Origin of the sequence: Nostoc flagelliforme FACHB-838, from assembly GCF_014698065.1 — a bacterium.
Lineage (GTDB): Bacteria > Cyanobacteriota > Cyanobacteriia > Cyanobacteriales > Nostocaceae > Nostoc > Nostoc flagelliforme_B.
Genome location: NZ_JACJSI010000056.1, coordinates 20,329 through 45,363, shown reverse-complemented (window position 1 = coordinate 45,363; position 25,035 = coordinate 20,329). Strand labels below are relative to the sequence as shown.

Here is a 25,035-nt window from a genome sequence, read left to right as displayed (position 1 = left end):
TTGCTTCCAATACACCAGCTTTTATTACAAATACAAGGCATTCGGAATCAGATTCAAATAATACTTATGTACTAGTAATTGGCGCTCGCATTGTGCCAGTTGCGTAAGTCCTGCCCTTTTGAATTGTTATTTAACTAACTTGCAATTCGCTGTATCATAGCAATCTCAGGAATTTAATTTTGAGCATAAGTGTAGCCCAACCTAGGCATCGCTTTACCAATGCCCGCCGTTGGATGCCCAAAGGGCTGTAGGACGAAATCATTTAAAATAAATAACTTGCCAAAATTTACCTGACAGACTGCGGAATTTCGGGTTAAATGTTTTAAAGTATGCACTCTGCAAGAGTTGTTGGATATTATTCGTGACACAACAAGACCAAAAACCTTCTCGTTCTTTCGCTGGAATTGCTGGCATTGTTGCCGCAGCCACATTAATTAGTAAAGTCTTCGGTTTAGTGCGGCAGCAAGCGATCGCTGCCGCATTTGGTGTTGGTGCTGCTGCCACTGCCTATAGTTATGCCTATATTATCCCTGGCTTTCTATTGATCTTACTCGGTGGTGTAAACGGGCCATTACACAGTGCGATCATCAGCGTTTTAGCCAAACGGCGGCGAGAAGAAGCGGCTCCCTTAGTGGAAAGCGTGACAACGCTGGTGGCTGGATTGCTGTTACTGGTGACAGTTGCTCAAGTTTTATTTGCGGATGCGATCGTTGATTTAGTCGGTCATGGTTTGGAAGCGACAACCAGAGCGATCGCTATTCAGCAACTCCGCATTATGGCACCGATGGCTTTATTTGCCGGTTTAATTGGCATTGGCTTTGGTACTCTTAATGCAGCCAATCAATATTGGTTACTTTCCATTAGTCCTTTATTATCCAGCATTACCGTTGTCGCCGGTCTTGGGATCTTGGCTATGCAACTGGGCAAGGACATTATTAAACCAGAGTACGCTTTAATCGGTGGAATGGTGCTAGCTTGGGGAACTTTGGCAGGAGCAATTCTCCAGTGGTTAGTGCAACTAATTGTCCAGTGGCGGTTAGGATTGGGCACATTACGTCTGCGGTTTGATTTTAAATCCCCAGGCGTTCAAGAAGTCATCAAAATCATGACTCCGGCAACGATTTCCTCTGGAATGATGCCAATTAATGTTGCCACTGACCTTTATTTTGCTAGTCCAATCGCTGGTGCAGCGGCAGGATTTAACTATGCCAATTTATTAGTCCAAACTCCCTTGGGGATTATTTCTAATATCATTTTGCTGCCTCTATTACCGATATTTGCCAAACTTGCTGGCCCCGAAAATTGGCCAGATTTAAAATTACGCATTCGCCAAGGGCTTTTACTCACTGCCTCCACCATGCTACCGTTAGGGGCGCTGATGGTAGCGCTATCTGTACCAATTGTGCAGGTGGTATATGAGCGCGGTGCTTTCAAACCAGAAGCCACACAGCTAGTTTCATCATTGTTAGTAGCTTATGGAATTGGGATGTTTGTCTATTTAGGGCGTGATGTTTTGGTGCGGGTTTTCTATGCTTTAGGCGATGGACAGACACCTTTTCGCATCAGTATTTTTAACATCTTGCTCAACATCGTATTAGATTGGTTTTTCGTGAAACCTTTTGGCGCTCCCGGTTTGGTGTTGGCAACAGTGGGTGTAAATTGTAGCTCAATGTTGATGCTGTTATGGTTGCTCGATCGCAAACTCAATGGTTTACCTTGGCGTGAGTGGGGTTTGCCGATTTTGGGTTTGACTGCTGGTAGCGTAGTCGCAGGGGTAGCAAGCTATGGCACACTGGTTGGTTGTCAGCAGTTGCTAGGTAAAACGGGTTTACTGATTCTGGTGTTGCAGTTGTGTGTATCTGGCTTCGTGGGGATTGCGGTGTTTGCTGCGATCGCTTCGTGGCTGAAAATACCAGAGGTGAATATTTTTGTATCTCGTTTACGTCAACGCTTTTTGAAGAAATAACTAGTATTTTAATTTTTGAATACACCGAAGTTGCTGACTAATAATAGAAAATCTGGAGTTAATATTGTCGGATTGTGTTGTTTTGCTGCGATCGCAATGGCAATTTATTGAATATTTAGACGTTGATTCATTTGCTTTTTTTCTCTTGCTCGATTCAGCAATATCGTACATCCAAGTGGGTGAGAAATAATTCAGCCATTTGGGTGAGCCAAGTGTGCGAGGTTACATTTTGTAAAAAAAGAGATTCTAGTACTAGAGAACATTGATTTTACCTAATTCTAGTGAGAACGAATCCTATGAAACTTACAAAATTAGCTGCCTCTGCACTTGCTGTTGCTTCCATTGTCCTCTCAGCCAGCATTGCATCTGCTCAAACAGCAGGTACTAACGGTAACTACATCGGTGCTGGTATTGCGGTTGGTGCAACCAGTGGCGGACAAGGAAACGATGAAGCACAACTTGGTGGCAATATCCAAGGACGTTACGCCGTTCCGACAACACCTCTTTCAGTGCGGGGTTCTGTGCTGTATGGTGGTGATGCTGCTGCAATTATGCCTATAGTTACTTACGATGCACCCATCGCCAGAAATACTAATGTTTACTTCGGTGGTGGTTATTCCTTTGTAACTGACGAAGGTCAAAAAACTCCATTAGGCAATCAGAATGCACCTGTAGTCACCCTTGGCATTGAATCAGAAGTTAGCAACAATATCATTGCCTACGGCGATACCAAATGGGGCATTGATGCTTACAGAAATAGTGATGCTGACGCTGTAAGCTTCCAAGCAGGATTAGGCTATCGCTTCTAGTGATTACAAGCTAGAAAACGGCTTAATCGGAAGCTAAAGCAATGATGTTTGCCAGCTGTAATCTAATTCATTCGTCATCTCTGAGTATTCATGCTCAGAGATGAACTCTTTTTTTTAATCATTTTTGTTTATGATTTTGAGAAAAAATTATATTGGTTAGTATTCAAAGTTTCTCTTAGAGTGAAATGAGCAATTGTGAATACACGTATTAAGAGATTACTTATGGAAAAGATTAATCAGATTTCACAAATACTTGGTGAAACAACTGATGTAGAATCTTGGCTGATTCGAGCGGGACTAAAATTTTCTGATTTAGGTGATAATGCAACAAGTATTTCAATCCGCAAGCAATGGCGAGAGTACCAAGCCGCAGTTCAAAGGTGCTGTACAACCCTACACCAACCACCCTCATGTGTTCAACTCAGCGGCGACTATGCCAAGCTGAGAATACCTAGTAATGCATCAACTTATTCGGAAGTTAGGGCGATAAAGTTTCCCCGGCGCGAGAGTGATTCCATTAACTAATTAATAATCCTGTTGCACGCCTCCTACTACTGGCTTAACTTCCGAAAATGGATCAGTGCCACCACCCCAGTTAAAATCACTAATTCGGAAGCTGATGCCGCCTAACTCCAACACTGGATTGTAACGCAAGGTGATGCCATAGGTGCGACGGCTATATTCCAAAATGTAATCTGTGCTAGTTTCTATACCAGTATCCAAGTTAATAGACGTCTGAAAGCCTAAGCGAAAAGGGCCATAGATTTGCTGTGATATTCCCGCAGTCAACACTTTGTTATCAACGGAGCGGTCAAACAAAAAAGGTGATAACCCGCTATTTAAGCCTTGAGAGAAACTAATATTAAAGGCGGTATAGTCGAAAAAAGGTCGAGAAAAATGACCAATTTGCCCTAGTAAGCCAATTGTACCAGTTATAGTACTTTGGTTATCACCATTGGTGTAATAACTGCTAGTACCTGTGAGGCTAGCGACTGCTTGCAAGTAAGGAACTACAGGGTTAGCCGTGTATCGTAATCCCTCTGTGGCAGTGGCTGGTAATGGTTTTCCCTGCCATAGGAACACCCCAGTACTGAGGATAGCGCTGCTTTGTAAACGCCCTAGTGAGATGCGATCGTTTTCCCGCAATGGTTCTAATAAGTCTTGGCGGTCGGTGTTGGCATTGATATATCGAGCGCTTGCCTGATAAGTGAGATTGATGCCACTCCTGCCTAAAGGAATTACAGGAGAGGTAACAATGCCGCCAAGACTGCTTTGGACAGTTTGAAAGCCGAGAGTACCGTTATAAAAACGATCGCGGTAGCCATACTCCAGATTTAATATGTGGGGAAGGGAATCGCCTAATATCTGGCGCAATCCTAACCTCGCCCGCAAATTATCTTCCACCTTGTCCAAGTTAAAACTAGTTAACTCCCCACTCCCCTCAACTACTGCTCGTGGACTCAAAACAGAATTTATCTTTGTCTTGGCAGCAAACAGTGCGCCTAAGTCACTCGTGCCTTCTTGCACAGCTCTCTGTACTAGCAACTGGGGCGTAATCGTCCAGCGTGTCTGCTCTGTATCGATCACTGGAAAGCCACGCTCAATATACAAACCACCCCGATCTTCTCCATCATAGCCAGGGGAGACAATTGCAGGTGTAACATCCCGCTCCCGACGGTCAATAGTCCGCTCATTCACCGGAATTGGTAAGGAGATTCTTTGATCCAATACCAAACGCTGGTTCTGTGTCCTGATGCGGTCTACCAAGGGTGATTCTCGCGTCAGAGTTACTGTATCTGCACGCAACTCTAGTTCTGGGGGCGAAAAAGGATCATTGGTGATGCGGACATCTCTTGCTTGCCAGCCTTGCGGATAGAAGTCAATGTTTTCAGCTTCAAACCTGAGCCGATTGACTACACCCCCTGTTTTCGGTGGCGCGATGTTGCTCGCATCTGACTGACCACCAAATGCAAAATCAATTCCTCCAGGACTGCTGACACCGGAAAGGGGCTGATTGGCTCTAATGCGATCGCTTGGCGGCCGTCTTGGAACTCCACCAGCAGTTACATCAGTCTGTGAGAAAGCAAAATCTGTTTGTGTTGAAGGGACGTAAATTTCTCCTCTACCATTTTCCAGTTCCCCACTATCTTGAACAAAGTTATAGGTAAAGCGTTGTCCACGCAGTATCTGATCGCCCCGTGTTAAAGTTACGTTGCCTTCCCCGGCAGCAATCAAGTTGTCCAAATTGACTTGCAGGCGATCGGCATCCACCACCGCCCCATCAAATCGCACAATTACATTACCTACAGCTGTAATAATTCGCTGTTTCTCGTCATACTCTTGCCGATCGGAAGTTACTTCTACAATTCTTGGTCTAGCGGGCGCAGTTGTACCAGGTTGACTTTGTGGCTGATTAGTGGTGTTAGCCTCTGGTGTAGGCGTTGGTACTTGGCTTTGTTGTTGGACTTGGGACTTAAATTCTACAGTGATGGGCGTTGAGAGTTGGTTTGCGGGGTTACGAGACTTGAATTTTATAAAATTTTGTACTGATTGAGAATTAGGTGTTAGATCAGCAGCAGATACAGAGATATTTTTTTCTTGTGGAGACTGTTGTGCAGGAATATCAGGCTGCTGTTTTTGTTGGATTAACTTCTCAGCTAAAATTTCCCCCTTGGACTCGACTAACTTGTCCTGGTTTGTGACACTTGGGGCAATTTGAAGAGGAAGCGGAGATTTGGTGACAAGGGGATTTGGGGAAACTCTATAGCTAAAGTTACTATCCAAAAAGGTTTGTTTTTCTGCATTACTAGAGTTTGGATCTAGCGTAGACGCAAAGCGGCTTGTCGTTAGACCTCGCTGAGCGAGTTTTTGAGCAGGTTCACTTTTTGCGTCTAGGTCGGAAACCTCCGCTGCAACTTTTATTGGCAACGCAGTAGCTTCCCTTTGAGCCTTTTGTTTACGCAACGCCGACATTAAGAGAATTTCCGAGCGCTGTACACCGACGCTCGAACTTGTCTTTGTGTCTTCTTTATCTTGGCGATTAGAGGTTGTAGCCTCCTGCGTAGGATAACCAACGACTAGCGACTGCCCCAAAAGCGCAGCACTTCCAGAATTGGCGAGTGGGGAAGTTTCTGGTGGAAAGGTTTCTGGGGAATGAGGTACAGAGGAAGTTTCGGCTACTACCAAGTCATCCTGAGTTGAGTTGAGGGGAGTTGACAATTGCGGATCACTCTTGATGTTACCTGCAATTGGCAACTGAGCCAAAACCTTGGGCTGCTTGGATTTGTCTGTCTTTTCATGTATTCCAGTATCTACACCTGAAAGAAAATTAGTATGACTAGCAGATGAGGCGGGATTTACAGTTTGTAAAGATTCGACGATAGGAGGCGGATCGGGTGGCAGAACTGGATGAAGCATATTTGAGCAAAATCGGGCTAACAAACAGCCAAATAACGAAGGGAAGGATAAAACATACATTCTGCCTTCCGACTGTTGCCTTCTGCTACCTAGAGCAAGCTACCTGGAGGAAGAAACTTACTAAGCGAAAGTTAGTAAGTTTCTATGGCGTTTAGTATTTTCCGTCTTCCAAAGTCGCGGATGATTTATCGGCCTTTTACTCTAAGTCCCGGCGACCGGGGTTACGAGCGGGATCGTTCGACAAAAATCCGAAGATGAAGATAGCTACAAAGAAGGCAACAACAATATAAACAGCGATTTTTAAAGTCAGCATAGAAATATCTCCAACTGGGTAAAACAAAGAGAGCTTTTCTTTCAGGATCTGCTATGCAGAAAAGATAGCTACTTTATATTACCCAAATCTCGTCCCTTTTTAGAGGACTCTGGGGATTTGGGAGTGGGGACTTAGGATTAGGTACTAGCAGTGTCTACCTTACGGTTATTGAAAATGGTGCAAGATGTCAGCTGTCTGACTTTCAGATGACCCCAAGAAATAACTCAGAGATTGTTTACTCTTGTGACGTTCACTAACGGCAAAAGTTTCTTAAAAAAAGGGTAGAGGTTAGAGGGTATCGGTTACAGGAAATAATTCTCCTTGTCCCCAATCCCCAGCGATAGCGCAGCGTTAGCGAGGCACGAGCGTCTGCACTAAGTTTCGACTGCGCTCAACTACCGCGGCTGGTGAGCGTAGTCGAACCATGTCGTACCACTTCCCTACGGGACGCTACGCGAACGTGGAAGCAAGCTACGTGCAGCCTCTCAAAGAGAAGTGTCGCCAATCTCTTATTTTTCAGCTTGAAGTAATGCTTAAGTCTTTGCTAATTCGGTTTTTAATTACTCGTGCAGGTATGCCTACAGCAACGGAGAAAGGAGGAATATCTTTATTGACAACTGCTCCCGCACCAATAACACTGCCTTTGCCAATAGTAACGCCATCTAATACTGTTACTCCATGCCCTAGCCAACAATCATCTTCAATTACAATTCCCTTGCGAGTAACACCTTGATATTTAATCGGCTCTATCGGATCGGCAAAATTATGATTATTGGCATATATCCCTGAGTTTGCAGCAATCAAGCAGTATTTACCAATTTTAATGTCTCCTGGTCCCTCAATACACACATTGGGAGCAATAAAGGTGTGTTCATCAATAGATATTGATGTATTTTCCAAACACCCTATATCAACGTTACGCTCAATAGCAACTTTATTTCCTAGATGAATTTTATTATTTTTATGTCCTCTAGCATCCATCCGCACACCCTTGAAAATATAGACTCCACTGCCTATCTCAATACAAGAACTACCGTTAAATTCAACACCATTTTGAATATATACTTGGCTGCCTATGTGGGCGAAAATACTACGATATCCCAAATTACGCAACTTTGACCCTAGCATAAGTGTCGGGATATCTCCTAACACTGTTGTTACTAAAAGTTCTTGCATGCGCTGCAATTTTGAAAGGTATTGCTTGTTATGCATGGCTATATATCTCTTCAATCAATTATTGTTGGCAGTTGTTTTGGCTGTATCCTAATCTTCTGAGCAATACCAAAAGTATCAATCAGTATCCGCTGACACAGAAGTAAAATTAACTGTGTCACTGAAACTTCCCCATATTTCTGAGATGTTTTCCAATATTTGAAAAACCAGAGTTTGATTATGTGAACGATCTGGAACTGAGATGTGTAGAATCGCTCAATTGATATGCACAATTAATTGCTTGAAGTGGCTAGTACAGTACGTCGTAAATCCAACTACCATTTTAATAACAAGTTGTTCAACTGCTTAAAGGTTGGCAAACTTCCACTACATTGTACTAGAACTTTTGTACTATATATTCATAAAAGTTTGGCTTATTTTTCACCAAAGCAAGCAATTAACGGAACAATTTCAGTGCATTAGAGGGTCAAATCTCAGACTATTAAATTGTCTAATGGGGAAATTTGCTGATTTAGATTGGCTACTGTTTTGGTTATCTGGCAAATTTGAAAAGCTTGTTATTCAACTAGGAATAGACTTGTTTACCTTAAAGCCACTTATTTACAAGCAGCTTTATTCTCTTGAAACAACTCAGTTTCACAAACTATTTTGCAACAAAAAATACATTTAACTAGACTATATTCAAAATTTAGATAAAATTTATGCCTAGTATGACAATGTAATTATTGTTAGATTTTTCTGGGTATTTGTGCCTAACAAATCCAATTAGGGTGGATTATCTCCCACATCAGCCATCACATTGAAGTTAACCATCGGTGCAAATAAGTAAGCGCTTCCCCGACTGCTATGACGGCTTTCTTGCAACGAATTTCTAGAGTATGCTGCTCCAATCATGTTGCACACGGATGATTTACAAACTAACCAATTCACGTTTTTAATTACATGAATAACTTTTAATAACAATTGTTTTCAACGATAACACATTTTATTTTTAGTGGAACATTCTCATGAAATAAGTAGATCGTCAGGTCGCTTGTTGATGAGAATGATGGAAATAAGTTAGTTTTTTTCCTAGAGCAATCGCTACTTTATAATAAGTTTATACACTTAGACAAAATCCTTTAAGGGCGAGGAGAAAAAAATGCTGTCGTCAGTTACTTGGCATTGGCATTTTTGTTTATATTTCTAGCGTTGCTTGCCCAAGTAATTTTATGATCTTGTGTGAAATTCAGAATGATATCTACTATACTGATGACACCCTATTCTTGAAAAATCTAAAAATTTTCCTCTTCCGTATTACTGAAAATTTGTATATCACCCATTCGGGTGAGCCAAGCGGGTGATGCGTGCTTGGTACTACTCGTTATAAATTTTATTGTAGAGAAAGCTAAAACTTAGCTTAGTTTCTAGGAGAAGTCCACAAAACAGCATTAAATTCCCCAAATTGAGGTATCGGTTTTAACTCACACACTTGGTTCAAATTATGGCTTTAATTAAAGATATTGTGCAAGAAGCTCTAACTAGCGGCTATCTAAGTGTTGTAGCAGAAGATAAAGTGCGATCGCAGCTTCAAAGTAATTATGACTCAGAAGACCTAGATGCCTGGATCATTTTACAGCGAGCTATTGCAGCTGGTGATGTCAAACAAGAGTCGCGCCGAAAAAAAGCTTCTCTATCTCCTAAAGCCAAGGACACTTCATCAAGTATCAAACTTGCTTATCAAATGGCAGCGGAGATTGCGTATGCAGCAGCTGTAGCTCTGTCGATGACCAAAAATACTAAAGATCAGCCTTCACTAGGTGCATAAAATAATACGTTGCTCAGTTATTTTCCTGGTTTAGCGCTAATATTTAATACCAAGCAGTTAGCGTAGGTGTAGCCCGCCGCAGGCATTGCTTTTCCTGGTTAACTGCTTGGTACAGTTTTTAGACGATCCAATTTTAGGCAATGTCTATGAGAGGCTACGCCTCTGCCTAACCTTAAACCAGTCTTAACCGAAGAATTACATATAGCGGTTTACGTACAGGTAAGGTAAAGAAAAAATAATTAACCACAGAGTAGGGTAACACAGCTGTGCTACCCTACTTTTTTGATAGAGAAATTTTTTTAAAAAATAATTAAATATTTTACTTTCCTAGAAGCAGCTATAAGGAATTTTCACTCTCAGCCAACACTCTAGAATTGATCCCCGGAAGCAATAGTAAAATAAATATAAATTATTTATTTAAAACTAGATTTTTTTAAGTGATAGATACCAGTAAATGATTAAATCTTAATATACCAAGTACATGGCTGAGAGTAACGCATAGAATTAGAAACGCCTTGGTGTAAACTTTAGCAACTAGGTTAAAAAAATTCTCAATGCTTAACAAAGTCATCGCTTTTTCACAAAATACAGTATAAAGAATTGGCAACATTGGTAAAGAGAGTAAACAATAACCATAGCTAAACTTGGAGTTTTGCCAACCTATGCAGCCAATTCGCACGTTTAACGTATCACCTTCATTACCGCCGCGGCTCGAACCACTACGGCGGCTAGCATATAACTTGCACTGGGATTGGAACGTTGACACTAAAGATTTATTTCGTCGCTTAGATTCTGACCTGTGGGAGTCTAGCCATCATAACCCAGTGTTAATGTTGGGTACTATTTCTCAATCGCGGCTTCTGGAAGTTGTCGAGGATGAAGGCTTTCTAGCGCAAATGGATCGAGCTGACCGACAGTTAGACGATTATTTGCAAGAGCGCACCTGGTATCAGAAACAGCGGGAGCAGAAACCAAAGGAATGCTACGCTTATTTTTCGGCGGAATTTGGACTTGTAGATTGTTTGCCCGTCTATTCTGGGGGCTTGGGTGTTCTGGCGGGGGATCACCTCAAATCTGCCAGTGACTTGGGGCTACCCCTTGTGGGCGTAGGTTTACTGTATCAGCAAGGCTACTTTGCCCAGTATCTCAATGCCGATGGCTGGCAGCAAGAACGCTACCTGCTCAACGATTTTTACAATATGCCCTTGCATCTAGAGCGCAATGCCGACGGTTCAGAACTGCGGATTGCGGTGGATTATCCAGGGCGCAAGGTGTATGCCAGAGTTTGGCGCGTACAGGTAGGAACGGTTCCCCTGTATTTGATGGACACCAACATTGAACCAAACAATACTTACGACCACGACATCACAGACCAGTTGTATGGTGGCGACATCGATATGCGTATCCACCAGGAAATTATGCTGGGGATCGGTGGTGTGCAAATGCTTAAAGCTTTGGGGCTGAAAGTCACCGCTTACCACATGAATGAAGGCCACGCCGCCTTCTCTGCCCTAGAACGCATCCGCTTGCTGATTCAGGAAGAGGGACTGAATTATCCCCAAGCTAAACAGGTGGTGGCTTCTAGTAATATCTTTACTACCCACACGCCAGTACCAGCAGGGATTGACTTGTTCGCTCCTGACAAAATGCTGCACTACTTGGGGTACTATGCAGAGATATTTGGGTTGCCGAAAGAGCAATTTTTAGGGCTGGGGCGCGAGAATACAGGCGATTTATCTGGGCCTTTCAGTATGGCGGTGCTGGCGCTGAAGATGGCAACATTTTCTAATGGTGTCGCCCAACTGCATGGTGTGGTGTCGCGGCAAATGTTCCAGGGCTTGTGGCAAAATGTGCCAGTAGAGGAAGTCCCGATCGCAGCAATTACTAATGGTGTTCACGCTCGGAGTTGTGTTGCGAAATCTACTCAAGAGTTATACGATCGCTACCTCGGGCCCAACTGGTCATCAGCACCACCAGATAGCCCATTGTGGGATCGGATGGACGCCATACCCGATGAAGAATTGTGGCGCAATCACGAACGCTGCCGCTTAGATATGATTTTGTATGTGCGAGAGCATTTGGTCAAGCATTTGACCGATCGCGGCGCTTCCGCCTCCGAAATTATCCAGGCACAAGAAGTTTTAGATCCTTACGCTTTCACCATTGGCTTTGCCCGTCGGTTTGCCACCTACAAACGCGCCACCCTCTGGATGCGTGATTTGGATCGCATTAAGCGGCTTTTGCTTGCTAATAAACACCGGAAAGTGCAATTTGTGATTGCTGGTAAGGCACATCCTAAGGATATTCCCGGTAAAGAACTGATCCGCGAGATTAATCACTTTATCCGCGAACAAAACTTAGAAAAGCAGGTCGTTTTTGTCCCCAACTACGACATTCACATCTCCCGGTTGATGGTTGCGGGTTGCGATATTTGGTTAAATACACCGCGTCGTCCACGGGAAGCCTCTGGTACCAGTGGCATGAAAGCCGCAATGAATGGCTTGCCAAATTTAAGTGTACTAGATGGCTGGTGGGATGAAGCTGATTACGTCCGCACAGGTTGGGCGATTGGACATGGAGAGAATTACGACGATCCCAACTATCAAGATGAAGTAGAAGCAAATGCTCTCTACGAATTGTTAGAGAAGGAAGTTGTACCGCTATTTTATGAACACCGTGATAGTGATGGCTTGCCTCGTCCGTGGGTTGCCAAAATGAAGGATGCAATTCGATTGAATTGTCCATTCTTTAATACAGCGCGGATGGTAGGAGAATATGCACAAAGAGCTTATTTCCCGGCTAGCGATCGCTATCATACCCTGACTGTTGATAACTATGCCCCAGCCAAAGAACTAGCTGCTTGGAAAGAAAAACTGGGCAAACACTGGTTCAACATCAAAATCAAAGATATTGACGTATCGGCAGCTTCAGACATTGAGGTTAACCAAACCGTTGCTGTTAAAGCCAAGGTTGACTTAGCAACTTTGACGAATGATGATGTGCAGGTGGAGTTATATCAAGGTGCAATCGATGCCAATGGTGATATTGTCAATGCTGTGCCAGTGGTGATGGATTACCAAGGCGAGGATGGACAGCAATTGAGTATTTACACGGGTAATATCACTTATACCGCTTCTGGTTTGCAAGGCTTGTCTTTGCGTGTATTGCCGAAAAATCAATACTTAGCTAATCCTTATGAACCAAGGTTGATTGCTTGGGCACAATAAGAGTAGTGAGTAATTATTGAATACTCAAGATTAGGCGTTGCTAAAAAATCAGCAACGCTTTTTATTTACTTATTGGAAAAGTACGAGACGGGAGAGAAAAATCTATGAACAATATTTCTATTAAAGAGCTTGAGAAGAAAATTGATGCAGGAGAGAAAGTCGGAACGCCTCGTCAAATGCCTCATGAAGAGTACACTCGTAGGGGCACGGCATTGCCGTGCCCCTACACCTGGTGATATAATGCTGATTTAAAATCTAATTCTTCTAAATGGTTAGCTTTCAATAGTTTGATTGTTTCCTCTAACCAGAGATAATCATCAATTTCATAAAGCTGTTTTAAACTCAAGTTAGAATTAACTCCTTGCATAAAACCTCCTTGAGCTAAATCTGACCATATTACAATTTTAGGCTAACATTCTTTGAGGGATGACAATGTAGCCAGTGGTGCGATCGCCTAATACTAAATTACGTTGTTCTCCCCAATACCACCAATAAGCGGCAACATAGGCGCAAATTAAGCTATCTAGTTTATCTTCGGTTGCTTTGAGGGCTGCGCCTGTGGTGGGGATTTCAAGAAGAAACGTAGACGCACCAGCGGCTTGCCGTAGGCTACCGCAGAGGCGCAGAGGGCGCAGAGGAGGAGAAAGAGAGGGGAGGATATTGAAAAGATAATTTTGGAGTTTGATTAGTTCTAGGCGGCGATCGCTGAGGCGTCCTTTTTTGTATTTGAGGATGCGTTCTAAGTTGAATAGGTTAACGATTGCTGGGTGTGGGAAGACTTCTATTTGATATCTGCTGAGTTTTTGCGGTTCTATGGTGGGTGCATGTGCAAAACCGCGTGATTCTAACTCTAAACCAAAGTTGATGGTGCGTTCTGCAAAGGGTAGATTTTGATTCGCTGGGTAGCATCCTGCATGATATTTACCAAAGTACTTGTGGCTGAGTTTGTCGGGAAGACGGCTGCCAGTAGCGTTGGGTATGAGGGTAGGTGCATCTACGGCGATGATGGCTGGTTCATCTGGTTGTACGCTTTGATCAATCCAGGTTAGTATGTCTGCAATGGCTTCTTTGCGGTCTAAATCAAGTAGTTGCAGTTGGCCATCTATCCATTCTAAAGAGCATAGTCCACTTGGTTGTGATTTCCAGCCTAAATCAATGCCAATAAATTTCATGGTCATAACACGAATTTGCGATTATTTTCGCACTTTCGGGCAACCATTTACCTAAATTTACTTGCTAAAAATCGTGGGAAATAATCTTATAATCTTAAGCAGCTTGCCTTAATTTATTTTATCTGACAATAAGTTAATCAAGATTATTCCTATGAAAATTTTATTTTTACATCCCAATTTTCCCTCACAATTTCGCAACTTAGCGATAGTTTTAGGTAAAGATCCTAATCACCAAGTCGTCTTTGGGACAAATCGTCGTGAAGGCGAAATCCCTGGCGTTTTTAAAGCTATTTATACTCCTTCTCGTGAAGCTGCTCCCCAAACCCACCATTACGTTCGCAACCTGGAAAATGCTGTTCTCACTGCACAGGCTGTCTATCGCGTGTCAGAAAAATTAAAAGCTGAAGGTTTCGTTCCCGATATAGTTTATGGGCATTCTGGTTGGGGGCCGACTTTATTTATGAAAGATATTTTCCCCAAAGCAGAATTATTATGTTATTTCGAGTGGTTTTATCATGCTCACGGTTCGGATGCAGATTTTGATCCTAATGAACCATTGAATGCTGATGATGAATGCCGTATCCGCGTCAAAAATGCGCCGATTTTGACTGATTTATATAGCTGCGATCGCGGTCTTTCTCCGACGAATTGGCAGCGTCACCAGTTTCCCAAAGAATATCATAGCAAACTCACTGTAATTCATGATGGTGTTGATACCAAATATTTTGTTCCCAAACTAGGCGCAAAGTTAGTTTTACCAAGAATAAATCTCGATCTTTCCCATGTGGAAGAGTTGGTTACTTATGTGGGGCGCGGGATGGAACCTTACAGAGGTTTTCCGCAGTTTATGGAAACAGTGGCGCTACTTCAGCAGCGACGACCTAAGTGTCATGTGGTAGTTGTAGGAGAAGATCGGGTTGCTTATGGAAAGAATCTCCCTAATGGTCAGACTTATAAACAATTAATGTTGGAAAAATTATCTTTGGATTTATCAAGGCTGCATTTTACAGATAGGCTTCCTTACAATGAGTATCTTCAAGTTTTGCAAGCTTCGTCTGCTCATATTTATTTAACCCGTCCTTTTGTTTTATCCTGGTCAATGTTAGAAGTAATGTCAGCAGGATGTTTGCTAGTAGCTTCTAACACTTTGCCAGTATTGGAGGTCATAAAGGATGGAGTAAATGGACTTTTGGTAGATTTCTTTTCTCCCCAGAATATTGCTGATAGGGTTGAAGATGCGCTGAATCATCCTCAAGAAATGCAAGCAATTCGTGCGAATGCGCGAGAGACAATTTTGAAGCGTTATGATTTAGCGAAACTTTTACCACAGCATTTGCAATGGATGTTCGCTGGTAAAATTTCTGATAGTTTGAAAAAGCGCCCAAATTCTAAAGGATTTGCTAGAAGTTAGATGACATTAGTTATTAGTAGTTGGTCATTAGTTACAACCAACAAAGGACAGATGACTAATGACTAATGACAAAGAAATAAAAGAGCAATATTTAAAATGCGAATTATTTTTACCATTGCCCATTTTTTCAAACCTACCAATGAAGGTCGCCATGCTTCTCAGCGCAAAGACCCACAACCCCGGCTGCAAGCGTTAATTAAAAGCCTTACCGCCTTACACCAGTTATTTGGTAAATCTCAAAGTATCATTAACATTGCTCAACGACTAGCTTTCCCTGTTAATCAGCCACAGTGTCACGAAATAGATATTGTTATTTGTACAACCCAAGATAATCATCTCCTGAATCAGCTTTCGTTACCATCTCATTTATATAAGCATTACTCTACTAATGTAGAACCTCTACTTCTAGGGTTTGAGTGTCAAGCTGTTTTACAAAGTTGTCTCGGTCAGTATGATTACTACTGCTTTCTCGAAGATGACCTAATTATCCATGATCCTTGGTTTTTTATAAAATTAAATTGGTTTACCCAACAAGCTGGTGATTTAAATTTGCTCCAGCCAAATCGTTATGAAGTTTCCCCTTACGGTTTGGTTCATAAAGCTTACATTGATGGGGATTTAGCTTTGCGAGTAACTGCTTCCTTTCAAAATGTGCAGGAGCAACAAGAACTCAAGGGTACAATTCTGAATACACCAATTACCTTTTGTCGTGCCTTGAACCCTCACGCAGGCTGCTATTTTTTGAATGCAAATCAGATGGCTCATTGGGCTAATCAAAGTTATTTTCTTGACCGGGATATCAGCTTTGTTGGGCCTCTAGAAAGTGCTGCTACTTTGGGAATCATGAAAACATTCCGAGTTTACAAAACCTCACCGGAGCAAGCAAGTTTTTTGGAGATTCAGCATTCTGGAACAGGATTTCTGGGGCTAATTGGTGGACAAGTAGGTTTAGCAGATAAGTAAATTTAATTTTAGACTTTTTGCTCAATACAGAAGTACGACTTGCGGCACTGAAAAAAGTCAAAGGTAAAAGGTGATATTTTCTTATTACAGGCATTTTTCTACAGTTCTACAATCTTTGGTCTTCTGGGTGCAAACTGTACCAACCATGCCAGTGACGAACTGCTAGCCAAACGGCTGAAAGCAAACCCGCTAAACTAAGGGTTAATCCCGTGAACGGTACTAATAATCCGAAGATAGGTAGCACTGCTCCAGCAATCGTAGCAACGATCGCAGCCAGAGAAGCCCTGCGACTGGCTCCCAATCCCCATGTTAATATTAGTAAAATGATGGAAATTAAAGTCCAAGCCAACTGAGCATCGATAAGGCGAGCTAGATAGGTCAAACTCAATAGACAAGCAAAGAAAATACTAGCAGCGATCGCAATATTTTTGAAACTTATTGGCACTGACAAATATAACAATAATATCCACCACACAAATATTGCTGGTGCTAGCAATAAAAGCCGCGGAATAATCCCCGTGTGACGAATGGGTTCGGTGTTGGTAAAGACTCCAAAGGGATTTTTGACCGAAACATTATCGTCAAATATCCAAGTAAACTGAGTACTGCGTCCGTTAACTTTAATCTCATTCGGTACAACACCACTAGCAAAATCAGCCGGGGCAAAGTTAGCAATTGCTGTGAGGCGAAAATTAGAAAGCAACTGTCCCGTTGCACTATAAACCCAGCGAGGCCCGCCTTGAGCCTGATAGGTAACTCGAAAGGTATTTTCTTCACCCGGTTGTAGCCGAAAGGGAAAGCTATAGTCTCCCGGATTAGTTTGTTGTAACCTAGTACCGTCACGCTCAACTTTATAGCTAGCAAGCAGTGTGTAGCCGTTAGGTGACGGTGCTTCAAAGAAAAAATTATTAATATCTTTGAGTTGGTTAACTACTTTATAATCAGCACTGTAATTTACCTGATAAATTGAACTGCGGCCGGGAACATCTACGCTTTGGTCAAGCTTGACTTGAATTTGCGAACCAGCCAACGTTAAGAAGCGGTTGATTTGTCGTGTCTCGTTTACTTTGACAATTTTGCCATTAACTTGGGTGTTATAAGAGTATGGCTCTTGAATCGAGTAGCGGACTTGAGGCGCAAATTGTTCAAGTTTTTCACCTGCAACACTTTCAGCCACTTGAGCCACCCTTGCTTGTTCCCAGTGGTGGTAGCGATTGCTTAAAGTCGAACAGAGAAAAAATCCTGGTACTAACAAAATTAATACTAAAGTTAAATGCTGTAATCCCCGCAATAGTTGGGAATAACGCACAGCCCATTCGCCGATAAATATTACTTGTTCCGGCTGGCTGCGACGGAGAGAAAAACTGATTAGTGCGATCGCAACTCCTAAAGCTACAATTAAAAATACTAATAAGAGTGAAGCTTTGAGCGCCTGGGTTCCAAATTGAACAAGCTCAATCGGATGCGTTAAATCAGGTAATCCGGGAATACCTTGAGCAGAAGATGACATCGGCTTAATTTTTGCAGAATTTGGAGAACCAGACCGATAAAATCTTTTAAAAGTTTCTGGAAAGAGGTATAAATTATTCTCCAATCCCCAATTTAACTTTGTGTGTTCAGAATTCCCTGTAATTTTTTGTAATCATAACCATGACAAGGCTAAATGAAGAACTGAACTAGTTGAAGAAACGAAAAATAGAAGTAAAATCAAAAACCCAGTCATGAAGACCGGGTTTTTGAGTGGAAACAATGGGGTATATTCCCCGAAGGTTTGTTATAGAAGTTCAGTATAATATCGATGCTCTGATATTTACTACGACTCTGTTGTTACCGATTCCGGAAAATTAGCTAAAAATTTTTGAGTAGCCCTTCTTTGTCTCTCAAAATACAACAACCGACTGGTAGCGTCAGCGTGTAGGATTGAAAAATATCAATTTTCCGGCTTTTGCTGATGAACAATCCATTTGGTAGCTGGCAAGAATGGCTAACAGTTTTTGCCTATCTAGGTTTCACTGCCTTCATTATCTGGCGCGTGTTTACCGCCGAGAAGAATTAAAAAAGCTGCATATCATCTCACCAGGGCCTTTTTGCTCAAAGGGCAAAATAGTCCCACCTTCTTGAACCTTGACTCGTTCACGACAATTATAAACCTCGGTAGGTCTTTTTACTCCATCTACACTAACGGCAGCCCTGTATTCCCAATAATTTTTGGCACTTCGGTTGATGCTGAGAATGCAAATCTGGTGGTAATCGTTATTGCGGCATACAGATGCAAATGCCGGATTTACCACGGAGAAAGACAGTATTAATAGCAACGCCAAAAATATTATGCATTTAATCCTGTTCATAAATTAGCGAGTCTGCGAACCGCTAGCTTTTTCACGTATACTTACTTCATCACGTTATCGGAATTTGGGAATATATTAACTTGTACATTAGCGCACCCAAAGCTAAACCTCCCAATGAAAATATAGACGTACTATAAAAGGCTAACCCTTCCCTAAGACCAGCTCTTTGAAAATCTATCCTGACTAATATAGTCGCGCAAACTATAAGTAAGGTATCAAGAAATACCCGAAACCAGGCAATCATAATAAAGAACAAGAAAGCTGCTAAGACGGCAACACCGAAAGACCTCGTATTTGATTGAAGCAAAACACTATAGTAATATGTCATTTTCGGCCAAGGAGCAGTTAACGTTACCATTAAAATCAAGATAGCAATTACAGTTGCCACCCATACAAATAGAGGAGCGCGTGTTTCAGATATTACCCAGCCTAAAGTACTGTAACTAAGCAGTACTAGTGCCAGAGACACCCAAGGAACTCTTTTAAAAATTGACATGGGTTGATATTTTTATTACAGGGTCAAGGTCTGATTGCACAAGTAAGATACTTAAAAAAATTAACCATAGATAAACATAGATTCTCATAAGGCGGGATATGCTAGCACAGATGTGCTACTATAACCAATACTCATTCGAATGAGTATTGCGATAAAAGGGGCTTTTGACCATGTGGGTATCAGTGAAACAAGAAACTAAAAGTTCTTGCCGATAAAATTATGTAGATTTTGACTATATGGCTTAGACTGGTAAGTCTATCATCATATTTCTTATAGGTTCAATCAATAGGCTATTATGCTCCTCCAAAGAAAGCCAAACAAGTTTGTCAAGAATTGCGGTAGAAAGTAGTTAATAATATTGTTAAACATTTGTAAACTATTAGCAGCCGAGTAGCCGCGTGTCACATATTGTTAAGGAATTATCATGAGACAACTTGTTATTGCTGAACGCGTATGCCTCATTGGTCATATCGTGTCAAAAGCCTTTGGACTGGTAGGGATGCTACTGGTCGTACCTAATTCGCAAATAATTTTAAACTTATCGCAGGTTGGAGAAACTGCCATACAGTTGAGTATGGCTGGTGGCGGTGTAGTTGATATTATCTTGGGGACAGTAGCTGTCTCTATTTATGCTTACCGGACGTTAGGATTAGGAACTTGGCTAGCATTTATGTTGCCAGCTATGTTTATCTCTTTGGGAAGTGAACTACTGGGAACTAGTACAGGTTTTCCATTTGGTGATTATAGTTACTTGAGTGGCTTGGGGTATAAGATTGCGGGGCTAGTTCCTTTCACAATTCCTTTATCGTGGTTTTATGTTGGGCTGTCGTCTTACTTAATTGCGAGAACTGGTTTGAAAGTGGCTCAAAAACCCAGTTGGGGACGCCATATTGCTGCTATAGCCATTGGTGCTTTACTCTTCACTTGCTGGGACTTTGCCCTTGAACCGGCTATGAGCCAAACTTCTCTGCCTTTTTGGTATTGGGAACAACCAGGAGCTTTCTTTGGAACACCTTACCAGAACTATGCAGGTTGGTTTGGTACTAGCGCACTGTTTATGAGTGTGGCAGGATTATTGTGGAGAAATACCTCAATTAAATTAGAGCGATCGCAACTCAATCTACCCTTAGTAGTTTATTTAACTAACTTTGCCTTCGCCGCCGGACTCAGCTTGGCCGCTGGGTTTTCCATTCCTGTGTTACTCGGCTTATTGCTAGGTGTGACTCCTGCCGTGGTGCTGTGGTTAAAGAGTTCAACCACACCCGCTGAAGTTGCTGTTGAACCAGTAAGCAAAAAAGTGTCAGTAGCAAAGGTTGAAGTTGCCTTGAAATAAGCTGATAAGTTAGGGACTGGGAACTGGGAGACAAGGAGAATAACCCATGCCCAATTCATTCCCAATGCCCAGTGCCCCATGCCCGATTAATTCCCAATGCCCAATGACTAATGACAAATGACAACGCTTTGATACTAGAAAGCGCTATCTCCCTTTTATTGCTACTTATACAAGTACCAGCAACGGCGATTCTGTTTTCGCGTTTGTTAAAGGGGCCAAGACGCCATCCTCCAATAGAACCCCAACAGCCTACACTAGAGCTTTTAGGTAGGGTGAGTGTCGTAGTTCCCACACTGAATGAGGCGCTTCGCATTAGCCCTTTGTTGGCTGGTTTAAGTCAGCAAAGCTATGAAGTTCGGGAAATTATGGTTGTAGACAGTAAGTCTAGTGATGGTACCCCCGACTTGGTAAAAGCCTCACAGCAGAAAGATCCGCGCTTTCGCTTGATGACAGATGATCCGTTGCCCTCTGGTTGGGTGGGTCGTCCTTGGGCGTTGCATAATGGTTTTTTATATAGCTCAGAGGCTAGTCAGTGGTTTCTGGGGCTGGATGCTGATATCCAACCACATCCTGGTTTAGTTGCTGGTTTGGTGAAGACGGCCGAAGCACAAGGCTATGACCTCGTTTCTCTTTCACCCCAGTTTATCCTCAAATATCCAGGAGAGTGCTGGCTACAACCTGCTTTGTTAATGACTCTGCTTTACCGATTTGACCCAGCAGGGATCAATACAGAGCAGCCAGAACGGGTGATGGCAAATGGGCAGTGTTTTTTGTGTCGTCGCTCTGTTTTAGCTGCCGTGGGTGGTTACAGCAGTGCGAGGAGTTCTTTTTGTGATGATGTCACCTTGGCACGGAATATTGCTATCCAAGGGTATAAGGTGGGCTTTTTAGACGGTGCAAAGGTGCTGAAGGTTCGGATGTATGAAGGCGCGATGGATACGTGGAAGGAATGGGGGCGGAGTCTTGACCTCAAAGATGCAACTTCTCGTTCTCAGTTGTGGGGAGATTTATGGCTACTCACATCTGTTCAAGGTCTACCCTTTTTAATTGTCCTTACTTTTTTGCTGATTTCTCCTCCACTCTCGCACTTGCCCACTCCCTCACTCCTGCTGCTGGGACTGAATTTATTCCTGGTGATAATTCGCTTTGCTATGCTGATAGCGATCGCACCCTCTTATGATCGCACAAACGCTAAAGGCGGCTGGTTGTTCTGGCTTTCCCCTTTGGCTGATCCCTTAGCTGTGCTGCGAATCTTCTTATCTGCGTTCCGCACCCCGCGCGAGTGGCGAGGACGCAAGTATACATAGGGGGCATTGGTCAATAACCAATAGTGATTCTGCCCATGCTCCCCCTGTTCACTTTCTACTCCTCTTCCCCCCCTACTTGATCCCCGCGTTCCAATTCCCAAAGAATTTGATTTCCTTCACGGCGTACCCGTGACACTATCCAGTTTCGCCAGCGCCATTGATCTCCACGACTGGTAACAGCGCTAGCATGGACATCCATCAAGTCTGCTAACTCAGAACTGGTGATTAAGTAGCCTTTTTCAGAAATTTCGTCAGCTATACGCAGAGTTTCGACCAAGCTGCGGAGTTGCGAAACCCTCATTTCTGGCGGTTTTTCATCGGTTACGGCCGCAGTTGGCCCAGTTGATGGTTCCATAACGGTTATTTCTGGTGCAGAAGTACTGATTTCTTGCGGACTTTGGTTAGTTATTCTAAAGTTTTTCTCATAATCAGCTACTTTTGCTACATTTAGTTCATTTGTAGTAGGTAAAGATTTGTAAAAATTTGTGAGAGATAATTGTTGTAAAGAAGGGGTTTTGCCACTGGCATAAGTGCGAGCGATCACATCACAACGTTCGTTACCTATGTTACCAGAATGTCCCCGGACGTGTTGCCATTTTACCTGTTGAGTATTGAGTTCATCTAAAATTTCTAAAAGGTCTTGGTTTTGAACGGGTTTACCATCTGACTTTTTCCAGCTTTTCTTTTTCCAGGCTTTCACCCATTTGGTAACGCAATTAATCAGGTATTCACTATCGGTATGAAGGGTTATGGGTTGGGCTTGTTGAGATGTTTCCAAAAATTTCAGGGCAGCGATCGCAGCTTGCATCTCCATTTTATTATTAGTGGTATGAGGGGATGCATCGCCCATTTCGTGGATTGAGCCATCGCTGAAGTAGACGACTACACCCCAACCACCAGGGCCAGGATTACCAGTGCAAGCACCATCGGTGTATATGCTTTGAATTATGGGTTGGGTGGACATGGTTAGGGTATCGAACCGCGAAGGACGCTAAGGAAAAAGTTATTAGCAGCGAATTTTTTTAAGAATATCCAGGCTATTATACTGATAAATTTTTCCTTTAGTTCTAGAATTGCTTGCACAAATAGCAATGCTTTGCCTAAGCTAAAGGTTTCTACTTTTGATGGTGTCTCTTACTCATTATTCCGAACGATAGGCAACGCGGAGACTTTGGATTAAAATCACCAGAGATGCGATCGCCATTAACCCGCCCCAAAACCAGTAAGGTAAAAGCAAATATCGCTGCATTTGCGCTGTATCAGAGATTCCAAGCGGGCCAGCAGACTGACTAAATAGATAATCAAGTTGATGGTACGTACTCACACAAGCTTGTACACCCAGTAATTGAATGACAAACCCCTGTACCCAGCGAGGTGCTTTCAGGGCGATACCCAAGATTACTAAACCCAACAAGGGAATTGCTACCAATCCAAACGAGGAACGTACCCAAATTAATGCGGAAAATAGCAAAAAACTCCCTAATATTTTTAAACAGAGGGTTGCTGCTGTAAAACTGCGGGAAGCCAGAATTAAAGCTGCACCGGCAAGAGGCGGCCCCATTGGCCCTGCTGCGGCAATTATTCCCAAGCCAATTGGCCCTAATGACGACCGAATGCCATAAGTTGCAACACCGGAACCATTGCTAAAAATCTGCAATTTCTGAAACTGTCCACCTAATAGGAGCGCCATTAAGCCGTGACCCATTTCATGAAACCAAGTTGCCAGGATTGTAAATGGGTATAAGATATAATCCCCTCCTGGTACTTGCCACAGTAAAGCAGTTGCGATCGCTGCTGCAACTAGCCAAGTTAGCCCCATGCGTTCAACAACTGGTGGGGCTTCTTTGGTAAGTAAGGGTTCAAAATTTTTGCTTGGTTCCCTCATAGGTCACTCAATTTTAGATTTTAGATTTTGGAATTAAGATTATCCCCCCAATTAATTAATTGGTGGGGCATTCAATTTTGGATTTTAGATTATTCCTTCAATCTAAAATCCAAAATTGACAGTGTATTTTCATCTATCCTAATGTAATTATTGAAGTATTAGGGTTGCTGGACGATGCAACAATTCGCACATCGAAGCGACGGCTGTAAACTATGGCGCTATCAAGAACAACATAGCCATCCGTCGCTTGTCTGATACGGTTCAATTGTTTATCCTCCAAAATGGATGCCGGAGGATAGGCAGAAAATACTTAGACTGATGTCACAATTGAGCGATAATCAGTTAAGCAAGTTGAAAAAGGAATGTCATTAAGTCTCCTTTACCCAAGCTGATGCGATCGCCTGGTCGCAAACGATGACGGTTCCCTGGTAAAAGCGGCAAATTATTAATATAAGTGCCATTAGAACTTCCTACATCCTCTACATAATGAGCATCTCCCTCGACGCGAATATCTGCATGAATCCGCGAGACAACTTCTGAATTGGGAAATCCTGAAACGTCTATATCTGGGGGAATCCGGTCATTGGGCTTGCCGATATGAATCACAGAGAGATTTTGCGGCAATTCAATTAGGCGATCGGTTTGAACGTGGATTAACCGCGCTATAACCTGCTGCAATTGCGTTCTGGCAGCAGTTACAGTTGGTGCTGGCGCTGCTGGCGGAGGTACTTCAGCTTCAGAGACTGGCGCTGGTTCCAAAGGTGGTGGAGTAGGAATACTTTGTATAGAGACTACAGGTTGAGCTGCAACGGTTGGCGCTGGTTCTGGGGAGCTGCTTGGTGTAGGAGGTATCTGTGACACTGGTTCTGGAGGAACTGCCACCTCTGTTGGTGGTAAAGATGAACTGGGAGTAGATTCACTCATTCCCAAAGCATCTGGTTGTAAAAGTTCTAATAGTGGATCGGGTGGAACTAACGCTGGCACTTCCACAGGAACATCGGGAGTTACTGTTGTAGCTACTGCGCTATGAACGTGTGGAACTCCTGCGGAGTGAAGGTTATAGCCACATTGACCGCAAAATGCAGCATCTGCCTGCACAGTTGCCCCACAACTGGGACAATTAGTAGTTGCGGGTAAGGGTGTATAGCAAGCTTCACATTGGACAGCGCCATCAGGGTTGGGATGATTGCAATTAGGGCAGACGATCATCGATATTTAGCCTTTGTTCAAGATCATCATAGATATAAGTAGTAGTCTGTCAAGTTTAAATTGATGGGTAAGCAAGTTTGTAGTAAGCACTTTAGTTCTTATTTTCTAAGCACTAAAGTGCTTACTAGAAACCCTCAAAACTAACTTGACAAATTAGTAGGACTGGCAAGCAGAGGGCGGCCCTAGCTTTAGATTCTAG

General features: G+C 42.8%; 22 protein-coding genes. 9 read left to right on the top strand and 13 right to left on the bottom strand.

The features are described from left to right. Nucleotides 1-361 precede the first annotated feature (361 nt). The 3 genes from murJ to H6G97_RS23235 all read left to right on the top strand — a co-directional run bounded on the left by murJ (nucleotide 362) and on the right by H6G97_RS23235 (nucleotide 3,300). A complete protein-coding gene (murJ, locus tag H6G97_RS23245) occupies nucleotides 362-1,966 on the top strand; it encodes a murein biosynthesis integral membrane protein MurJ (RefSeq protein ID WP_190943002.1) in 1,605 nt (534 codons plus the stop codon). 296 nt (nucleotides 1,967-2,262) lie between these two features. Beyond that, nucleotides 2,263-2,775, top strand: coding sequence for an outer membrane beta-barrel protein (locus tag H6G97_RS23240; protein WP_190943001.1), 513 nt, complete (start codon nucleotides 2,263-2,265; stop codon nucleotides 2,773-2,775). A 222-nt stretch (nucleotides 2,776-2,997) separates the two neighbouring features. Then, entirely contained in the window at nucleotides 2,998-3,300 is a 303-nt protein-coding gene (locus tag H6G97_RS23235) for a hypothetical protein (RefSeq protein WP_190943000.1), read from the top strand. On the opposite strand, the gene H6G97_RS23230 is transcribed toward H6G97_RS23235, so the two are convergent. The 4 genes from H6G97_RS23230 to H6G97_RS23215 all read right to left on the bottom strand — a co-directional run bounded on the left by H6G97_RS23230 (nucleotide 3,301) and on the right by H6G97_RS23215 (nucleotide 8,608). Then, nucleotides 3,301-6,252: a DUF3769 domain-containing protein gene (locus H6G97_RS23230; protein WP_190942999.1), complete on the bottom strand. Its 2,952-nt coding sequence runs from the start codon at nucleotides 6,250-6,252 to the stop codon at nucleotides 3,301-3,303. Between the two features lie 136 nt (nucleotides 6,253-6,388). Further along, the gene (locus H6G97_RS23225) at nucleotides 6,389-6,505 is read right to left on the bottom strand and encodes a photosystem II reaction center protein I (RefSeq protein ID WP_190943005.1); all 117 of its coding nucleotides are present in this window, start codon (nucleotides 6,503-6,505) and stop codon (nucleotides 6,389-6,391) included. 516 nt (nucleotides 6,506-7,021) lie between these two features. Beyond that, complete coding sequence (locus tag H6G97_RS23220; protein WP_190942998.1) at nucleotides 7,022-7,717, bottom strand: acyltransferase; 696 nt, start codon at nucleotides 7,715-7,717, stop codon at nucleotides 7,022-7,024. A 726-nt stretch (nucleotides 7,718-8,443) separates the two neighbouring features. Continuing rightward, nucleotides 8,444-8,608 carry a hypothetical protein gene (locus tag H6G97_RS23215; RefSeq protein WP_179063512.1) on the bottom strand — a complete coding sequence of 55 codons (165 nt, stop codon included), beginning with the start codon at nucleotides 8,606-8,608 and terminating at the stop codon, nucleotides 8,444-8,446. 553 nt (nucleotides 8,609-9,161) lie between these two features. Between H6G97_RS23215 and H6G97_RS23210 the strand changes: the two genes are divergently transcribed. Further along, nucleotides 9,162-9,485 (top strand): hypothetical protein, encoded by a 324-nt coding sequence (locus H6G97_RS23210; protein ID WP_190942997.1) that lies wholly within the window; start codon nucleotides 9,162-9,164, stop codon nucleotides 9,483-9,485. Between the two features lie 662 nt (nucleotides 9,486-10,147). After that, the gene (gene glgP / locus H6G97_RS23205) at nucleotides 10,148-12,712 is read left to right on the top strand and encodes an alpha-glucan family phosphorylase (protein WP_190942996.1); all 2,565 of its coding nucleotides are present in this window, start codon (nucleotides 10,148-10,150) and stop codon (nucleotides 12,710-12,712) included. Between the two features lie 223 nt (nucleotides 12,713-12,935). Here the strand turns inward: glgP and H6G97_RS23200 are convergent, their stop codons facing one another. Both H6G97_RS23200 and H6G97_RS23195 read right to left on the bottom strand, forming a co-directional pair. After that, nucleotides 12,936-13,079, bottom strand: a complete 144-nt coding sequence (locus tag H6G97_RS23200; protein ID WP_190942995.1) for a DUF29 family protein — start codon at nucleotides 13,077-13,079, stop codon at nucleotides 12,936-12,938. 37 nt (nucleotides 13,080-13,116) lie between these two features. Continuing rightward, a complete protein-coding gene (locus H6G97_RS23195) occupies nucleotides 13,117-13,884 on the bottom strand; it encodes a DUF429 domain-containing protein (RefSeq protein ID WP_190943004.1) in 768 nt (255 codons plus the stop codon). A 151-nt stretch (nucleotides 13,885-14,035) separates the two neighbouring features. Here H6G97_RS23195 and H6G97_RS23190 point away from each other — a divergent pair, with 151 nt between their 5' ends. Then, nucleotides 14,036-15,295 (top strand): glycosyltransferase family 4 protein, encoded by a 1,260-nt coding sequence (locus tag H6G97_RS23190; RefSeq protein WP_190942994.1) that lies wholly within the window; start codon nucleotides 14,036-14,038, stop codon nucleotides 15,293-15,295. Between the two features lie 96 nt (nucleotides 15,296-15,391). Then, complete coding sequence (locus tag H6G97_RS23185) at nucleotides 15,392-16,258, top strand: calcium-binding protein (RefSeq protein WP_190942993.1); 867 nt, start codon at nucleotides 15,392-15,394, stop codon at nucleotides 16,256-16,258. Between the two features lie 106 nt (nucleotides 16,259-16,364). On the opposite strand, the gene H6G97_RS23180 is transcribed toward H6G97_RS23185, so the two are convergent. From H6G97_RS23180 to H6G97_RS23175, 3 genes are all read right to left on the bottom strand, one after another. After that, a complete protein-coding gene (locus H6G97_RS23180; RefSeq protein ID WP_190942992.1) occupies nucleotides 16,365-17,768 on the bottom strand; it encodes a hypothetical protein in 1,404 nt (467 codons plus the stop codon). Nucleotides 17,769-18,294: 526 nt separating this feature from the next. Next, nucleotides 18,295-18,606 carry a hypothetical protein gene (locus H6G97_RS51815; RefSeq protein WP_206759126.1) on the bottom strand — a complete coding sequence of 104 codons (312 nt, stop codon included), beginning with the start codon at nucleotides 18,604-18,606 and terminating at the stop codon, nucleotides 18,295-18,297. Nucleotides 18,607-18,655: 49 nt separating this feature from the next. Next, a complete protein-coding gene (locus H6G97_RS23175) occupies nucleotides 18,656-19,102 on the bottom strand; it encodes a hypothetical protein (protein ID WP_190942991.1) in 447 nt (148 codons plus the stop codon). Nucleotides 19,103-19,526: 424 nt separating this feature from the next. On the opposite strand from H6G97_RS23175, the gene cruF reads away from it, so the two are divergent. Both cruF and cruG read left to right on the top strand, forming a co-directional pair. Then, a complete protein-coding gene (cruF, locus tag H6G97_RS23170; protein WP_190942990.1) occupies nucleotides 19,527-20,435 on the top strand; it encodes a gamma-carotene 1'-hydroxylase CruF in 909 nt (302 codons plus the stop codon). A 110-nt stretch (nucleotides 20,436-20,545) separates the two neighbouring features. Continuing rightward, nucleotides 20,546-21,742 carry a 2'-O-glycosyltransferase CruG gene (gene cruG, locus H6G97_RS23165; protein ID WP_190942989.1) on the top strand — a complete coding sequence of 399 codons (1,197 nt, stop codon included), beginning with the start codon at nucleotides 20,546-20,548 and terminating at the stop codon, nucleotides 21,740-21,742. 55 nt (nucleotides 21,743-21,797) lie between these two features. Here cruG and rnhA read toward each other — a convergent pair whose 3' ends face one another. The 4 genes from rnhA to H6G97_RS23150 all read right to left on the bottom strand — a co-directional run bounded on the left by rnhA (nucleotide 21,798) and on the right by H6G97_RS23150 (nucleotide 24,836). Next, nucleotides 21,798-22,706, bottom strand: coding sequence for a ribonuclease HI (gene rnhA / locus H6G97_RS23160; protein WP_190942988.1), 909 nt, complete (start codon nucleotides 22,704-22,706; stop codon nucleotides 21,798-21,800). 177 nt (nucleotides 22,707-22,883) lie between these two features. Beyond that, nucleotides 22,884-23,627, bottom strand: a complete 744-nt coding sequence (locus H6G97_RS23155; protein WP_190942987.1) for a M50 family metallopeptidase — start codon at nucleotides 23,625-23,627, stop codon at nucleotides 22,884-22,886. Nucleotides 23,628-23,760: 133 nt separating this feature from the next. Continuing rightward, complete coding sequence (locus H6G97_RS54850) at nucleotides 23,761-23,892, bottom strand: hypothetical protein (RefSeq protein WP_277883321.1); 132 nt, start codon at nucleotides 23,890-23,892, stop codon at nucleotides 23,761-23,763. Between the two features lie 77 nt (nucleotides 23,893-23,969). Continuing rightward, on the bottom strand, nucleotides 23,970-24,836 hold the full coding sequence (locus tag H6G97_RS23150; RefSeq protein WP_190942986.1) for an FHA domain-containing protein: 867 nt from the start codon (nucleotides 24,834-24,836) through the stop codon (nucleotides 23,970-23,972). Between the last annotated feature and the right edge of the window lie 199 nt (nucleotides 24,837-25,035).

Bases quoted from the DNA above. Each gene is read 5' to 3' on its own strand.
- H6G97_RS23240 (WP_190943001.1), top strand. From the start codon at position 2,263: ATGAAACTTACAAAATTAGCTGCCTCTGCACTTGCTGTTGCTTCCATT.
- H6G97_RS23235 (WP_190943000.1), top strand. From the start codon at position 2,998: ATGGAAAAGATTAATCAGATTTCACAAATACTTGGTGAAACAACTGAT.
- H6G97_RS23230 (WP_190942999.1), bottom strand. From the start codon at position 6,252: ATGTATGTTTTATCCTTCCCTTCGTTATTTGGCTGTTTGTTAGCCCGA.
- H6G97_RS23225 (WP_190943005.1), bottom strand. From the start codon at position 6,505: ATGCTGACTTTAAAAATCGCTGTTTATATTGTTGTTGCCTTCTTTGTA.
- H6G97_RS23220 (WP_190942998.1), bottom strand. From the start codon at position 7,717: ATGCATAACAAGCAATACCTTTCAAAATTGCAGCGCATGCAAGAACTT.
- H6G97_RS23210 (WP_190942997.1), top strand. From the start codon at position 9,162: ATGGCTTTAATTAAAGATATTGTGCAAGAAGCTCTAACTAGCGGCTAT.
- glgP (WP_190942996.1), top strand. From the start codon at position 10,148: ATGCAGCCAATTCGCACGTTTAACGTATCACCTTCATTACCGCCGCGG.
- H6G97_RS23200 (WP_190942995.1), bottom strand. From the start codon at position 13,079: ATGCAAGGAGTTAATTCTAACTTGAGTTTAAAACAGCTTTATGAAATT.
- H6G97_RS23195 (WP_190943004.1), bottom strand. From the start codon at position 13,884: ATGAAATTTATTGGCATTGATTTAGGCTGGAAATCACAACCAAGTGGA.
- H6G97_RS23190 (WP_190942994.1), top strand. From the start codon at position 14,036: ATGAAAATTTTATTTTTACATCCCAATTTTCCCTCACAATTTCGCAAC.
- H6G97_RS23185 (WP_190942993.1), top strand. From the start codon at position 15,392: ATGCGAATTATTTTTACCATTGCCCATTTTTTCAAACCTACCAATGAA.
- H6G97_RS23180 (WP_190942992.1), bottom strand. From the start codon at position 17,768: ATGTCATCTTCTGCTCAAGGTATTCCCGGATTACCTGATTTAACGCAT.
- H6G97_RS51815 (WP_206759126.1), bottom strand. From the start codon at position 18,606: ATGAACAGGATTAAATGCATAATATTTTTGGCGTTGCTATTAATACTG.
- H6G97_RS23175 (WP_190942991.1), bottom strand. From the start codon at position 19,102: ATGTCAATTTTTAAAAGAGTTCCTTGGGTGTCTCTGGCACTAGTACTG.
- cruF (WP_190942990.1), top strand. From the start codon at position 19,527: ATGAGACAACTTGTTATTGCTGAACGCGTATGCCTCATTGGTCATATC.
- cruG (WP_190942989.1), top strand. From the start codon at position 20,546: ATGACAAATGACAACGCTTTGATACTAGAAAGCGCTATCTCCCTTTTA.
- rnhA (WP_190942988.1), bottom strand. From the start codon at position 22,706: ATGTCCACCCAACCCATAATTCAAAGCATATACACCGATGGTGCTTGC.
- H6G97_RS23155 (WP_190942987.1), bottom strand. From the start codon at position 23,627: ATGAGGGAACCAAGCAAAAATTTTGAACCCTTACTTACCAAAGAAGCC.
- H6G97_RS23150 (WP_190942986.1), bottom strand. From the start codon at position 24,836: ATGATCGTCTGCCCTAATTGCAATCATCCCAACCCTGATGGCGCTGTC.